The 14,935-nt window shown below is 64.1% G+C and carries 13 protein-coding genes; 5 read left to right on the top strand and 8 right to left on the bottom strand.

The features are described 5' to 3' along the window. Positions 1-129 precede the first annotated feature (129 nt). The gene (gene panB, locus IFU00_00755) at positions 130-1,017 is read left to right on the top strand and encodes a 3-methyl-2-oxobutanoate hydroxymethyltransferase (GenBank protein MBD8540805.1); all 888 of its coding nucleotides are present in this window, start codon (positions 130-132) and stop codon (positions 1,015-1,017) included. Between the two features lie 13 nt (positions 1,018-1,030). On the opposite strand, the gene IFU00_00750 is transcribed toward panB, so the two are convergent. Further along, positions 1,031-2,182 carry an MFS transporter gene (locus IFU00_00750; protein MBD8540804.1) on the bottom strand — a complete coding sequence of 384 codons (1,152 nt, stop codon included), beginning with the start codon at positions 2,180-2,182 and terminating at the stop codon, positions 1,031-1,033. Further along, positions 2,179-2,955, bottom strand: coding sequence for a DeoR/GlpR transcriptional regulator (locus IFU00_00745; GenBank protein ID MBD8540803.1), 777 nt, complete (start codon positions 2,953-2,955; stop codon positions 2,179-2,181). Before IFU00_00745 ends, IFU00_00750 begins: the two co-directional genes overlap by 4 nt. Before the next feature lie 181 nt (positions 2,956-3,136). On the opposite strand from IFU00_00745, the gene IFU00_00740 reads away from it, so the two are divergent. The 3 genes from IFU00_00740 (at position 3,137) to IFU00_00730 (ending at position 6,454) form a co-directional block, all read left to right on the top strand. Beyond that, entirely contained in the window at positions 3,137-4,198 is a 1,062-nt protein-coding gene (locus IFU00_00740) for a histidine kinase (protein MBD8540802.1), read from the top strand. After that, entirely contained in the window at positions 4,195-4,935 is a 741-nt protein-coding gene (locus IFU00_00735; protein MBD8540801.1) for a response regulator transcription factor, read from the top strand. Before IFU00_00740 ends, IFU00_00735 begins: the two co-directional genes overlap by 4 nt. A 76-nt stretch (positions 4,936-5,011) precedes the next feature. After that, positions 5,012-6,454 carry a sodium:solute symporter family protein gene (locus IFU00_00730; GenBank protein ID MBD8540800.1) on the top strand — a complete coding sequence of 481 codons (1,443 nt, stop codon included), beginning with the start codon at positions 5,012-5,014 and terminating at the stop codon, positions 6,452-6,454. A 109-nt stretch (positions 6,455-6,563) separates the two neighbouring features. Here IFU00_00730 and IFU00_00725 read toward each other — a convergent pair whose 3' ends face one another. Next, complete coding sequence (locus tag IFU00_00725) at positions 6,564-7,934, bottom strand: glutamine synthetase (GenBank protein MBD8540799.1); 1,371 nt, start codon at positions 7,932-7,934, stop codon at positions 6,564-6,566. 55 nt (positions 7,935-7,989) lie between these two features. Next, positions 7,990-8,760 carry a gamma-glutamyl-gamma-aminobutyrate hydrolase family protein gene (locus tag IFU00_00720; protein ID MBD8540798.1) on the bottom strand — a complete coding sequence of 257 codons (771 nt, stop codon included), beginning with the start codon at positions 8,758-8,760 and terminating at the stop codon, positions 7,990-7,992. 251 nt (positions 8,761-9,011) lie between these two features. On the opposite strand from IFU00_00720, the gene gabD reads away from it, so the two are divergent. Next, entirely contained in the window at positions 9,012-10,466 is a 1,455-nt protein-coding gene (gabD, locus tag IFU00_00715) for an NADP-dependent succinate-semialdehyde dehydrogenase (protein ID MBD8540797.1), read from the top strand. 13 nt (positions 10,467-10,479) lie between these two features. On the opposite strand, the gene IFU00_00710 is transcribed toward gabD, so the two are convergent. From IFU00_00710 to dnaK, 4 genes are all read right to left on the bottom strand, one after another. After that, positions 10,480-10,875, bottom strand: coding sequence for a nucleotide pyrophosphohydrolase (locus IFU00_00710; GenBank protein MBD8540796.1), 396 nt, complete (start codon positions 10,873-10,875; stop codon positions 10,480-10,482). After that, positions 10,838-11,536: a carbonate dehydratase gene (can, locus tag IFU00_00705; GenBank protein MBD8540795.1), complete on the bottom strand. Its 699-nt coding sequence runs from the start codon at positions 11,534-11,536 to the stop codon at positions 10,838-10,840. The genes IFU00_00710 and can overlap by 38 nt, the downstream gene beginning before the upstream one ends. A 172-nt stretch (positions 11,537-11,708) precedes the next feature. Then, a complete protein-coding gene (gene dnaJ, locus IFU00_00700) occupies positions 11,709-12,836 on the bottom strand; it encodes a molecular chaperone DnaJ (GenBank protein MBD8540794.1) in 1,128 nt (375 codons plus the stop codon). A gap of 120 nt (positions 12,837-12,956) precedes the next feature. Next, complete coding sequence (gene dnaK, locus IFU00_00695) at positions 12,957-14,909, bottom strand: molecular chaperone DnaK (GenBank protein MBD8540793.1); 1,953 nt, start codon at positions 14,907-14,909, stop codon at positions 12,957-12,959. Positions 14,910-14,935 lie beyond the last annotated feature (26 nt).

Below are 14,935 nucleotides of genomic sequence, written 5' to 3'. Positions count from 1 at the left end.
TTGACGGCTTGATGACATGGGGGTGGCCGTGTCAGGAAAGGCAGGCTGCAGTAGAATGCGCGCTGACCGCAGCTTCACAGGCGCCGCATTACACTAGGCGCCAGGACGTATTGTTTTAAAGGATTTCTCATGAGTGGATATTTGCAGGGTAACGAGATGACGGCTGGCGCAGGTGCACCCACGCCCGCCGCTGTGCCCGCGCCCGCGGCCCCCGTACTGGCAACCCCGAAAGCCGTCACCGTGCCATCGCTGCTGGCCATGCGCGCAGCCGGCAACAAGATCGCGATGCTGACCTGCTACGACGCCAGCTTCGCGTCGCTGATGGACCGCTGCGGCGTCGAGATCCTGCTGATCGGCGATTCGCTGGGCATGGTCTGCGCCGGTCACGATTCGACGCTGCCGGTGACGGTGGCCGACATGGTCTATCACACGGCCTCGGTCGCACGCGGCAACAAGCACGCACTGGTGCTGGCCGACATGCCGTTCGGCGCCTACGGCAACCCGCAACAAGCCTATGACAGCGCCGTGCAGCTGATGCGCGCCGGCGCGCAGATGATCAAGATCGAAGGCGGTGCCTGGCTGGCCGACACTGTGCGCCTGCTGGTGGAACGGGGCATTCCGGTGTGCGCGCACATTGGCCTGACGCCGCAGTTCGTGCACCAGCTGGGTGGTTTCCGGGTGCAGGGCAAGACCGACGCCGGCGCCGACAGCCTCAAGAACGATGCGCTGGCGCTCCAGGCGGCCGGCGCGGCGCTGATCCTGATCGAGGCGGTGCCCGCGGCGCTGGGCAAGGAAGTTACCGAGCTGCTGTCGGTGCCGACGATCGGCATCGGCGCCGGCCCCGATTGCTCGGGCCAGGTGCTGGTGATGCACGACCTGCTCGGCGTATTCCCGGGCCGCAAGGCACGCTTCGTGAAGAACTTCATGGACGGCCAGACCAGCATCGACGCAGCCGTCACGAGCTACGTCGCAGCCGTGAAGGATGGCAGTTTCCCGGCCGTCGAGCACTGCTTCTGATCTACGCGACGCCCTAGCGCCTGATAATACGGGCGCTCAGGGCGATCACGAGGCCCGACAACGACAGTCCGCCCAGCGCCACCATGATGCTCGAGTGCATGGCGACCCAGCCCAGCACCGGCGGCGCCAGCAGCAAGCCGCCGTAGCCGAGCGTGGCCACCGCTGCCACGCCGTTCCCGGCGCTCATGCCGGGAATGCGCGCGGCGGCCCCGAACAGCAGCGGCACCACGTTCGCCGCGCCCAGACCCACCAGCGCAAAACCGACTGCTGACAGCACGAAGTGCGTGCTGGCCACTGCCAGCGCCAGCCCGGCAAACATCGCCAGGCCGCCGATGACCATGATGCGCAGCGCGCCGAAGCGCACGATCAGCCGGTCGCCGGCGAAGCGGCACGCCGCCATCGCAATCGAAAACGCCGAGAAGCCCAGCGCCGCCGATGCCGGCGTGGCGCCGGTGCGTTCTTCCATCAGCAAGGCGCTCCAGTCGACCAGCGCGCCTTCGACCGCAAAGCACAGCAGCGCCAACAGGCCCAGACTCAATGCCGCGCCGCGCGGCAGCGAGAAGTGACTGCCCGCGCCGTGCGTGGCGGCAAAGCCCATCACGCGCGGCGCGGACAGCGCCAGCACGACCGCCGTGACCACGCCGACCATCAGCGCGCCCTGCCCATGGCCCAGGCCCTGCCCGACCAGCAACCCGCCGATGCCGGCGCCGAACAGGCCGCCGAGGCTGAAGAAGCCGTGGAACGACGACATCGTCGGCAGGCCGCGCGCGCTTTCGACTTCGCTCGCGTTGGCATTCATCGCCACGTCCAGCGCGCCGTTGCTGACGCCGAACAGGAACGCGGCGATGAACAGCAGCGGCAGACTCGGCGCGCCCATGATCAGGGGCGTCATCGCCGCAAACGCGAAGCCCGAGAGCAGCACCATGCGGCGCGTGCCCCAGCGCCCGGTCAGACCGCCCATCAGCGGCATCGCCAGCAGCGCGCCAGCGGCGACGGTCAGCAGCACCATGCTCAGCATGCCGGTATCGATCCCCATGCGCGCCTGCACGGTCGGCACGTGCGCGGCCCACAGGCCGATGCCGGCGCCGTTAAGCAGGAACACGGTGGAGATGGCCCAGCGCGCCGCGTCGATGCTGCGTGGATTGGCGGTAGTGACAGGATTCATGCGGCAGCCTTTGTGGTCATGGTGATGTCGAGCGCCGGATGATGCTGGCGCAGCAGGGCAATGCTGGCGGCGGGTGCGTCGTGCTCCAGCACCAGATGGTCGATCTCTGACAGCGCGCCGAACAGGAACGCCGCGCTGTCGTCGAAACGTTCGTTGAGCGCCGCGACCGCGTGGCGCGTGCTGGCGGCGAACATCGCGCGTTTGAGCGCTGTTTCTTCAGGGTCGGAGGCACTCACGCCACGGGCCGGATCGAGGCCGCAGACGCCGACGAGCGCCAGATCGAGCCGCAGGCGCGCCACTTCGGCCAGCGTGGCTGCGCCGACCGTCGCGCCGAGCGCCGGATGGTAAGTGCCGCCCAGCAGCACGATGCGGGTACGCTGGAACGCGCCCAGTGCCAGCGCGATCTGCGGGCTGTTGGTGACGATCGTCGCGGCGCAGCCATCGTCGAGCAGGCGCGCCAGCGCCAGGTGCGTCGAGCCGGCGTCGATCAGGACGGTGTCGCCAGGCCGGATACAGGCGCGCAGACCATGCGCCAGTGCGGTCTTGCGCGGCAGGTCGGTGGTCGCACGCTCGCTGAAGCTGGGCTCCGGTTGACGCCGGATCGCGCCGCCATGCACGCGGCGCAGCAGGCCGGCTGCATCGAGTTCGCGCAGGTCGCGCCGGATCGTATCTTCCGAGGTTGCCAGGCGTGTGGCCAGTTCTGCCGCCAGTACCCTGCCCTCGCGCTCGACCGCATCGAGGATGGCATCGCGCCGTTCTTCGGCTAATTGCATGGCGTTCTCCTTGTTCTAGACACGTCACTGTACACAAACATGCAAGTCCGTGCAATAACGTGCATAAAAACGCAAGGACGTGATCCGTGTCCTGATGACGTAATCCTGCAGTTCGCACCGGATTCCCGCATTTCGGCGCAAGACCCGCCGCAGCGGGGTTTTTCTGCGCGATACTCGACAGATGACCACGACCAAGTCTTACGTCCTCTCGCCAATGTGGCGCCTGTACATCGCCGCCTGGCTGAGCTACATGCTGGTGATTGCGCTGGTGATGCAGGCTGACACCCTGCTGGCGGGTCGGCTCGATCCATCCCTGTTCTGGCGAGCATTTGTGAGCATTGCGCCATCGGCTGCGATGCTGGCCCTGCTCTGGCCGCTCAGTGGCCGCTTCGAACGGCGCGCCGTCCCCGGCGTGCAACGCTTCGTCATCCATGTCTTGGCGGCAGTGGCGTTTGCCACCTATGCGCACACGGTGCTGGTGGTAACGCAGAACCCGCCACCCCATCCGCTGTCCTGGCACCTGTGGCCCTTCCTGTACAACATGATGAGCTACGCCGTGGTGGCCGGCGTGTTTCACCTGGTGCGCGCCAACGCCGCGACCCAGCGCCAGGCGCTCGCCACGCAGCAGGCGCAGACGCTGCTGGTGGCGAGCGAACTGGGCGCGCTGCGCAGCAAGCTCAATCCGCACTTCCTGTTCAACACGCTGCACTCGATCATCGCCCTTACCGGCCGCAATCCGCAGGCGGCCGAAACAGCGCTGTTCCAGTTCTCGAACATGCTGCGCTACGTGCTCGACACCGAACGCGCCGGCATCGACCGCGTGACGCTGGACGCCGAACTCGATTTCGTGCGCGACTACCTGGAGCTGGAAAGCCTGCGCCTGGGCGAGCGCCTGCGGGTCGAGTGGGATCTTGACCCCGACCTGGGCGATTGCCTGGTGCCGGCCCTGAGCCTGCAGCCGCTGGTCGAGAACAGCATCAAGCACGCCTTCAATCCGTTCACCCGCCATGGCATCCTGCGCATCGAGAGCCGACATGAACCCGTCACCGGCCTGCTGCGCGTGACCGTGCGCGACGATGGCCCCGGCGCCGCAGCGGCGACGATCGATGCCTCGCCCGGCCTGGGCATCCGCACCATCGGCCGGCGCCTGGACCTCGACTACGCCGGCCGCGCCGCACTGCGCATCGACTCCCAACCCGGCGCCGGCTTTGCCGCCTGCGTCACCGTGCCCATCACGCCATGACCATGAAGACCGTATTTTTCGCCGAAGACGAACCGCTCGCGCGCGACGTGCTGCGCGATGCCATCTACGCCCATCCGGGCCTGCGGCTGGTGGGCGAAGCGGCCGATGGCGCGAGCGCACTGGCCTGCATCGTGACGCTGCGCCCTGACGTCGTGTTCATGGATATCCAGATGCCGGAGATGACGGGCCTGGAGGTGCTGCGCCAGCTCGACTACCTGCCGCAGATCGTCTTCACGACCGCTTATGATCAATATGCGGTGGCCGCGTTCGAGCTGCACGCCGTCGACTACCTGCTCAAGCCGTTTACGCGGGCACGCTTTGCCGACAGCGTGGCGCGCCTGCTCGATGGCGCGCAGCCGGAACGCGCCGCCGTCGAAGGCGCGCTGGTCCGCGCCAGCGCAGGACCGGCGCGGCTCGACCGCATCCTCGTGCGCGACCGTGGCCGCATCTTCCCGCTCGCAGCGCATGAGATCGAGTACATGAAGGCCGATTCGAAGTACACCGTGATCGCGGCGCGGGGCCAGCATTTCCTGGTACGGATCGGGATTTCGGAGCTCGAGGCGCAGCTCGACCCGCAACGCTTCATCCGCGTACACCGCTCGGCGCTGGTGAACCTGGACTTCGTCGAATCGATGCGCGCGGACGACCAGTCGCAACTGCAGATCTTCATGCGCGACGGGACCTGCATCGGCGCCAACCGCGAGGCATCCCGACTGCTGCGCGAGATGGCAATTTAGGCCGCCGGCCAGGTTTCGGATTTATAATCGCGGAATTTTCCGCTCATAAATTTCCTGGCCTCGGAGCACCTACTGCATGAACCTCACTTTGATCACCTTCGTCGTGCTCTATCTGCTCGGCACGCTGGCTCTCGGCATGTGGGCGGGCACGCGGATCAAGAACACCAGCGACTTTGCCGTCGCCGGGCGCAGCCTGCCACTGGTCATGGTGATCACCACCACGTTTGCGACCTGGTTCGGCGCCGAAACCGTGATGGGCATTCCGGCCAAGTTCGTTCAGGGCGGCCTGAACGCCGTGATCGAAGACCCGTTCGGGGCCGGCATGTGCCTGGTGCTGGTGGGCCTGTTTTTTGCAACCAAGCTGTATAAACTCAACCTGCTCACGATCGGCGACTACTACCGCCAGCGCTACGGCAAGGGCATCGAGATTTTCTGCTCGGTCGCGATCATCATGAGTTATCTCGGCTGGGTCGCCGCGCAGATCACGGCGCTGGGCCTAGTGTTCAGCGTCCTGACGGCGGGAGCGATGTCGCCGGCCGCCGGCATGATCGTCGGCACGCTGACGGTGCTGATCTACGTGGTGGTGGGCGGCTTCCTGGCGGTGGCGATCACGGACTTCATCCAGATGATCGTGCTGGTCGTGGGCATGAGCGTGATCGCCTGGTTCGCGGCCGACCTGGCCGGCGGCGCCGGCAACGTGATGGCGATGGCGCAGAACGCCGACCTGTGGCGCGTGTGGCCCGAGCCGAGTTTTACCGACATCATGTTCTTCATCGCCGCCGCCGTGACGATGATGTTCGGCTCGATCCCGCAGCAGGACGTGTTCCAGCGCGTGATGTCGGCCAAGGACGCCCCGACTGCGCGCACCGGCGCCGTGATCGGCGGCGTGAGCTACATCCTGTTCGCGTTTGTCCCGATGTTCATCGTGGCCGCTGCCGTGGTGGTGATGGGCAGCCAGGCACTCGAGATTGCGCAGAACGACTACCAGCGCCTGCTGCCCACGTTCGTGATGACCAAGATGCCGCTGGTGATGCAGATCCTGTTCTTCGGCGCCCTGCTCTCGGCGATCAAGAGCACGTCGTCAGCCACGCTGCTGGCGCCGTCGACCAGCTTCGTCGAAAACATCCTCAAGAATATCCGGCCCGGCATGACCGACCGCCAGCAGCTGCTGGCGATGCGCGTCACGATCGTGATCTTTGCGACGCTGGTGCTGCTGTATGCGATTGCGATGGAAGGCACGTCGATTTACGAGCTGGTGTCGAGCGCGTATCAGGTGCCGCTGGTGGGGGCCTTCGTGCCGCTGGTGATGGGCCTGTACTGGAAGTGTGCGACCACCCAGGGTGCGATCCTGTCGATCGCGGGTGGTTTGCTGACATGGGTGCTGTTCTTCGAGCAGATCACCGGGTGGGGCGTGCATTTCCCGGGGCAGCTGGCCGGGTTGATCATGGCGTTTGTCGGCATGGTCGTCGGGTCGCTGGCGCCGCAGGTGCTGGTCAATCGCCGCGAAGTGGCGGCGTAAGCATTAGTTGGACGTCGATCATCGTGGCAATCGGTGGAACGATTTCATCACCACGCAAACCCGCGTAGGGTGGACGGGTCGCCCGTCCACGCGTTCAACGATCGTCCGATCAAACGTGCAGCAACAAATGCTCACGCTCCCACGGGCTGATCACCCGCATGAACTCCTGGTGTTCCAGGTCCTTGACTGCCGTGTAGACGTCGATGAAGCGCTCGCCCAGCACGTCGCGCAGGCGGTCTTCGCGGCGCAGCACCGTGATCGCTTCGGACAGCCCTTGTGGCAGTTCCACCGGCAGATCATAGGCGCTACCCTCCACCATCGCTGACGGCTCGATCGCTTCGACCATCCCCAGGTAGCCGCAGGCCAGCGTGATCGCCAGCGCCAGGTACGGGTTGGCGTCGGCGCCGATCACGCGGTTTTCCACGCGGCGGTCCTGCGAACCCGAGACCGGCACGCGGAAGCCCACCGTGCGGTTGTCGATCCCCCACTGCAGATTGATCGGCGCAGCCGTGTGGCGCACGATGCGGCGGTACGAGTTCACGTACGGCGCGACGATCGCCATCGCCGACGGCATATAGCGCTGCAGGCCGCCGATGTAGTGATGGAACAGGTCGGACGGCGCGCCGTCTTCGGTGCTGAAGATGTTCTTGCCGGTGCCGGCATCGACCACGCTCTGGTGCACGTGCATCGCCGAGCCCGGCTCGTCGACCATCGGCTTGGCCATGAAGGTCGCGTACATGTCGTGCTTGAGCGCTGCTTCGCGCAGCGTGCGCTTGAAGTAGAACACCTTGTCGGCCAGTCCCAGCGGCTCGCCATGCTGGAAGTTGATTTCCATCTGGCCGGCGCCGATCTCGTGGATCAGCGTGTCGACGTCCAGGTTCATCAGCTCGCAGTAATCGTAGATGTCTTCGAACAGCGGATCGAACTCGTTGACCGCATCGATGCTGTAGACCTGGCGGCTTGTTTCGGCGCGGCCACTGCGGCCGATCGGCGGCACCAGCGGCAGGTTCGGGTCGATGTTCTTCGCGGTCAGATAAAACTCGAGTTCGGGCGCCACCAGCGGTTTCCAGCCGCGCTGCTCATACAGCTTGAGCACGCGGCGCAGCACACTGCGCGGCGCGAAGTCGACCAGGCGGCCGTCGGCGTAATAGCAGTCGTGGATCACTTGCGCGGTCGGGTCGACCGCCCACGGCACCATCGTGATGGTGGTGGGGTCGGCCTTGAGGATCATGTCGCGGTCGATGCTCGAGATGGCGCGCTCGTAGGCATCGTCGCGTTCCGGCGTGTTGCCGGTCACGGTCATGCCCAGCACGACTTCGGGCAGGCGCATGCCGCGATCGTCCGTAAACTTCACGCGCGGCAGGATCTTGCCGCGCGCAACGCCGGTCAGATCGGGTACCAAACATTCGATTTCGGTGACCCGCTTTGCGTCGAGCCACTCTTCCATATCGGTGTAACTGAAATTTTCACGTATTGCCATCATTGCCTCATGTCGGTAGTCGATTGCGCGCCCGCTTCATGCGGGGCGCGCCGGGTCATTTCAACAGCGAGCCGCCACTCAGGCGCTGCTCGCGGTAAGCGCGGCAGGCGTCGCCAAAGGCGCGGAACATCTTCATCGAGTACGGGTTGTGCTGGATGCGCCATTCGGGATGCCACTGGACGGCCAGCGTGAAGCCGGGCGAGGTCGACACGGTGAATGCTTCCACCAGGCCGTCTTCGGCCACGGCTTCGACCGACAGGCCCGGCGCCAGTTCATTGACGCCCTGCCCGTGCAGCGAGTTCACGGGGATCTCGGCCGCGCCGAGAATGGCTTCCAGCATGCCGCCGGGGGTGACGGTGACGTTGTGCGCGTCGCCGTATTGCTCATCCATGCCGAGCTCGGCTTTTTCGCGGTGATCGAACTTGCCGACGACCGTCTGCACCGCCTGGTGCAGGCTGCCGCCGAGCGCCACGTTCATCTCCTGGAAGCCGCGGCAGATGGCGATGATCGGCACGCCGCGGCGCACCGCTTCGCGGATCAGGGGCAAGGTGGTCTGGTCGCGCGCCGGGTCTTGTGGCAGCGTTGGATCCAGCACTTCTTCCGAGTAGTAGCTGGGATGCACATTGGATGCCGAGCCGGTCAGCATGATGCCGTCGATGGTGCCGAAGATGGTTTCCAAATCCAGCGATTCGCCGGACGATGGCAGGATCAGCGAGGCGCAATCGGCGCCCAGGGTGACGGCGTCGACATACTTGTGCTGGGCGGCGTGATACGGATGTTCGCCGAAATCACGCGTGCATGCGGGGACGATTACGATAGGGCGCATGGTGTTGTCCTTCTCTTTGAGGCGCGCGACCACAAGGCAGTCAACGGGTCGGGCGCGGGGGAAATTTCATGTCAAAAGCTTAACTTCATTCGGCTGAGGCAGCCCACACGTTTCCAAAAGTCATGACAATTTCGAGAATTTCAGTATGCAGTAATCGGGCGCGGCGGCACGTTCGTTTGTAAATGGGTCTACCATGACGGCTTGCATCCGCGCCCTGCAGCCGATGCTCGACATGAATTGACGAGGACACTATGCCGAATTTGAAAGACCCTTCCCTGCTGCGCCAGCAAGCCTTTGTTGGCGGCGCCTGGTGCGACGCCGATGACGGCCAGACCATTGCCGTGATCAATCCCGCCAACGGCGAAACCGTGGCCAGCGTGCCGCACATGGGCGCTGCTGAAACCAAGCGCGCCATCGATGCCGCCAACACCGCCTGGCCGGCCTGGCGCAAACTCCCCGCGAAAGAACGCGCCGCGATCCTGCGCAAGTGGAACGATTTGATGCTGGAAAACGCCGACGACCTGGCATTGCTGATGACGCTGGAACAAGGCAAACCGCTGGCTGAGGCCAAAGGCGAAGTGGCCTACGCCGCGTCGTATTTCGAGTGGTTTGGCGAAGAAGCCAAGCGCGTGGCCGGCGAGACGCTGGCCTCGCCGTGGCCGGACAAACGCATTGTCGTGACCAAGGAGCCGATCGGCGTGTGCGCCGCGATCACGCCATGGAACTTCCCGGCCGCGATGATCACCCGCAAGGTCGCGCCGGCGCTGGCCGCCGGTTGCCCGATCGTGCTCAAACCGGCCGAACTCACGCCGCTGTCGGCACTGGCGCTGGCCGTGCTGGCCGAGCGCGCCGGTGTACCGCAAGGCGTGTTCAGCGTCGTGATTGGCGACTCGAAAGCCATCGGTGGCGAAATGACGGGCAATCCGCTCGTGCGCAAGCTGAGCTTTACCGGCTCGACCGCCGTGGGGCGTCTGCTGATGAAACAGTGCGCGCCGACGGTCAAAAAGATTTCGCTCGAACTGGGCGGCAACGCGCCGTTCATCGTGTTTGACGATGCCGATCTGGACGCGGCGGTTGAGGGCGCGATCGCCTCGAAATTCCGCAATGCCGGGCAGACCTGCGTGTGCGCCAACCGCCTGTACGTGCAGGATGGCGTGTATGACGAATTCGCGCGCAAGCTCGCCGTCGCGGTGGGCAAACTGAAGGTGGGTGATGGCCGCGAAGAAGGCATCACGCAAGGCCCGCTGATCGAAGAGAAAGCCGTGCGCAAGATCGAGCAGCACATCGAGGATGCGCAGGCCAAGGGCGCCAAGCTGCTGCTGGGTGGCAAACGCCACGCGCTGGGGCACAGCTTCTTCGAACCGACGGTGCTGACCGACGTGACGTCCGACATGCTGGTGGCGCACGAGGAAACCTTTGGGCCGCTGGCGCCGCTGTTCCGCTTCAAGACCGAAGACGACGTGATTGCCATGGCCAACGACACCGAGTTCGGGCTGGCATCGTACTTCTATGCGCGCGACATCGGCCGCGTCTGGCGCGTGGCCGAGGCGATCGAAAGCGGGATGGTGGGGGTCAATACCGGCATCATCTCGACCGAGGTCGCGCCGTTCGGCGGGGTCAAGCAGTCAGGCCTGGGCCGTGAAGGTTCGACCTACGGGATGGATGATTATTTGGTCGTGAAGTACATCTGCATGGGCGGCATGTAAGCGGCGCCAGCGATCACGTTTTTTTGTACTCTTTGTACTCGTAGTACTTGCGTGCATCGCCGCGCACCAGCTCGGCCGGGTACTTCGCCCGGTTGAGCACCATCTTTTCTTCGACCGCCGCGACCAGATCCACGTCGAGCTTGTCGGCCAGCCGCACGAGATACACCAGCACATCGGCCATCTCGTGCCGCACCTTGACCAGTTTATCCGCGCCGAGTTCATCGGCGCGGCCCGATTGCAGCCACTGGAAATGCTCCAGCAGCTCGGCCGCCTCGACCGTCAAGGCCGCCGCGAGGTTCTTCGGCGTGTGGAACTGATCCCAGTCACGCTCGTCGACGAACGCGCGCACCAGCGCGCGCAGTCGCATCAGATCACTGTCCACGCCGCTCTTCACGCACGACGCCGCCATCGACGTAGCCATCGAGCACCCGGCGCAGCTTCGGCTCGATCTCGTCGAAGCTGCTGACGGTGATGCCCAGGTCGCGCAGCAGGCCGTCGTGCACGCCGTACACCCAGCTGTGGATGGTCAATGGCTGGCCGCGTTCCCACGCATCGCGCACGATGGTGGTGTGGGCCGTGTTCATGACCTGTTCGGCCACGTTCAGCTCGACCAGGCGGTTGGTGGCGGCGCGGCCGCTCACATGGCCCAGGTACTTGCCGTGCTTGTCGCGCACGTCGCGCACGTGGCCGAGCCAGTTGTCAGCCAGGCCCACGCGCGCATCGGTCAGCGCCGCGTGCACGCCCGAGCAGCCGTAGTGGCCGCAGATGATGATGTGCTTGACCTTCAGCACGTCAATGGCGAACTGCAGCACACTCAGACAATTCAGATCCGAATGCACGACGACGTTGGCGATATTGCGGTGAACGAACAGTTCGCCCGGCGCCATGCCCAGCAATTCGTTGGCAGGAACACGGCTGTCCGAGCAGCCGATCCACAGGTATTCCGGCGCCTGCTGTTCCGACAGCGCCTTGAAGAAGTTCGGGTCCTCGGCCACCATCGTGGCGGCCCACGTGCGGTTGCGTTCGAACAGCTCTGCCGCGGTCAATCCCTTGGTCTTGTATTTGTCCATCATGGTTCCTTGTGCTTGTTACCGTCCCAGAAGGGGCGTTGCCAGGCCTGTTCTGGAGCAGGCTTCAAAGGCGGGTAGGTCTCGAAACAGGGGGAGTATAACCGTGTTGGCGGGCCAACCGGACAGGCAAAAAAAACCGCTGAAGGCATATGCCGTTCAGCGGTAAGTAGACTTACTCGAAGAAGTCCTTGACCTTGTCCATCCAGCCCTTGCTCTGCGGGCTGTGCTTGGCACCGCCCTCGATCGTCAGGCGTTCGAACTCGCGCAGCATGTCCTTCTGCTTGTCAGTCAGCTTGACCGGCGTCTCGACGATCACGTGGCAGAACAGGTCGCCCGTGTAACCCGAACGCACGTTCTTGATGCCCTTGCCCTTGAGGCGGAAGGTCTTGCCGGTCTGGGTGCCTTCAGGCACCGTGAACGACACCTTGCCGGTCAGGGTTGGCACTTCGATTTCGCCGCCCAGGGCCGCTTTCGAGAACGAGATCGGCATTTCGCAGTGCAGGTCGTCGCCTTCGCGCTGGAACACGGTGTGCGGCTTGATGTGGATCTCCACATACAGGTCGCCCGCCGGCCCGCCATTGGTACCCGGTTCGCCATTGCCCGACGAGCGGATGCGCATGCCGTTGTCGATACCGGCCGGGATCTTCACTTCCAGCGTCTTGTTGCGCTTGATGCGTCCGGCGCCGCCGCAGGCCGCGCACGGCTCAGGGATGATCTTGCCGCTGCCATGGCATTTCGGGCAGGTCTGCTGGACGCTGAAGAAGCCCTGCTGCATGCGCACCTGGCCATGACCGGCGCAGGTGGTGCAAGTCACAGGCTGGGTACCCGGCTTGGCGCCGCTGCCATGGCAGGTGTCGCACTTGTCCCAGCTTGGCACGCGGATCGTCGTGTCGAAGCCGTGAGCGGCCTGTTCCAGCGTGATCTCGAGGTTGTAGCGCAGGTCGGCGCCGCGGTACACCTGCGGGCCAGCACTGCGCCCGCCTCGGCCACCGCCAAAGATGTCGCCGAAGATGTCGCCGAACGCATCGCCGAAACCACCGGCGCCGCCGCCCATGCCGCCCATGCCGCTGTTCGGATCGACGCCCGCGTGACCGTAACGGTCATACGCTTCGCGCTTCTCCGGGTTGGTCAGCATCTCGTAGGCCTCTTTGACCTCCTTGAACTTCTCTTCCGCTTCCTTGTTATCCGGATTGCGGTCAGGGTGGAACTTCATCGCAAGCTTGCGATAAGACTTCTTGATCTCGTCTTCCGACGCACCCTTCGCGACCCCAAGGATCTCGTAAAAATCACGCTTCGCCATGGTCGGCACCTAAAGTTATCTGAAAACTGAATTCTTTAAACCAAAAAAACCGAGCCGAGTACCTGGAAGGTGTCGGCTCGGCCTGTACGCGAAGGCACAAGGCCTTCGCGCCGGAGACGCTTACTTCGCGTCTTTGACTTCCTTGAAGTCGGCGTCGACAACGTCGTCGTCCTGCTTGCCCGACTGCTCGCCACCGGCTGCACCGGCGCCTGGGCCACCGGCCGCGCCAGCGCCACCAGCCTGCTGCGCCTGCATGTCGGCGTACATCTTTTCGCCCAACTTCTGCGACGCGCTCGACAGGGCTGCCGTCTTGGCATCGATGTCCGCCTTGTCGCCGCTCTTGATCGCGCCTTCGAGGTCGGTGATCGCTGCTTCGATCTGCTCTTTCTCACCGGCTTCCAGCTTGTCGCCGTATTCGGTCAGCGATTTGCGGGTCGAGTGCACCAGGGCGTCGCCCTGGTTGCGCGCTTCCGCCATTTCCTTGACCTTCTTGTCTTCTTCGGCGTTCAGCTCGGCGTCCTTGACCATCTTCTGGATCTCTTCTTCCGTCAGACCCGAGTTCGCCTTGACGGTGATCTTGTTCTCTTTGCCGGTGGCTTTGTCTTTCGCGCCGACGTGCAGAATGCCGTTGGCGTCGATGTCGAAGGTCACTTCGATCTGTGGCGTGCCACGCGATGCTGGCGGGATGCCTTCCAGGTTGAACTCGCCCAGGCCCTTGTTACCGGCCGCGATTTCACGCTCGCCCTGGAACACCTTGATGGTCACGGCCGGCTGGTTGTCGTCGGCAGTCGAGAACACCTGCGAGAACTTGGTCGGGATCGTGGTGTTCTTGTGGATCATCTTGGTCATCACGCCGCCCAGGGTTTCGATACCCAGCGACAGTGGCGTCACGTCCAGCAGCAGCAGATCCTTGCGCTCGCCCGACAGGACCGAACCTTGGATCGCAGCGCCGACAGCGACGGCTTCATCCGGGTTGACGTCCTTGCGTGCTTCCTTGCCGAAGAACTCCTTGACCTTCTCCTGCACCTTCGGCATACGGGTCATACCGCCGACCAGGATGATGTCGTCGATGTCCGAGACCTTGACGCCGGCATCCTTGATGGCCATGCGGCATGGCTCGATCGTCTTGATGATCAGCTCTTCCACCAGCGACTCGAGCTTGGCACGGGTCATCTTCAGGTTCAGGTGGACCGGCGCGCCGTTCGCCATGGCGATGTACGGCTCGTTGATTTCGGTCTGCTGCGACGACGACAATTCGATCTTTGCGCGCTCGGCCGAAGCCTTGATGCGCTGCAGGGCGATCGCGTCTTTCGACAGGTCCAGGCCGTTGATCTTCTTGAACTCGTCGATGATGTAATCGATGATGCGCTGGTCGAAGTCTTCGCCGCCCAGGAACGTGTCGCCGTTGGTCGACAGCACTTCGAACTGCTTTTCGCCATCGACGTCAGCGATTTCGATGATCGAGACGTCGAACGTGCCGCCGCCCAGGTCATACACGGCGATCTTGCGGTCGCCCTTGTCGGTCTTGTCCAGGCCAAATGCCAGTGCAGCAGCGGTCGGCTCGTTGATGATGCGCTTGACGTCCAGGCCCGCGATACGGCCGGCATCCTTGGTTGCCTGGCGCTGCGAGTCGTTGAAGTACGCCGGCACGGTGATGACCGCTTCGGTGACTTCTTCGCCCAGGTAGTCCTCGGCGGTCTTCTTCATCTTGCGCAGCACTTCAGCAGAGATCTGCTGGGCAGCCAGTTTCTTGTCGCGCACGCCAACCCATGCGTCGCCGTTGTCGGCCTTGACGATGGCATATGGCATCAGCGAAATGTCTTTTTGCACTTCTTTTTCATCGAACTTGCGGCCGATGAGACGCTTGACTGCGAACAGCGTGTTCTTCGGGTTGGTCACGGCCTGGCGCTTGGCCGGCGCGCCGACGAGGATCTCGCCGTCTTCCTGGTAAGCGATGATCGATGGCGTGGTACGCGCGCCTTCGGCGTTCTCGATCACTTTTGGCTGACCGTTTTCCATGATGGCCACGCACGAGTTCGTGGTGCCAAGGTCGATACCGATAATTCTGCCCATGATGTATTCCTTTTTATATGCTGAGT

It is taken from the genome of Oxalobacteraceae sp. CFBP 8761 (assembly GCA_014841595.1).
In the GTDB taxonomy this organism is placed as follows: Bacteria; Pseudomonadota; Gammaproteobacteria; order Burkholderiales; family Burkholderiaceae_D; genus Telluria.
Note: the sequence above shows the minus strand (reverse complement) of the source record. Positions and strands in the feature narration are given on the sequence as shown.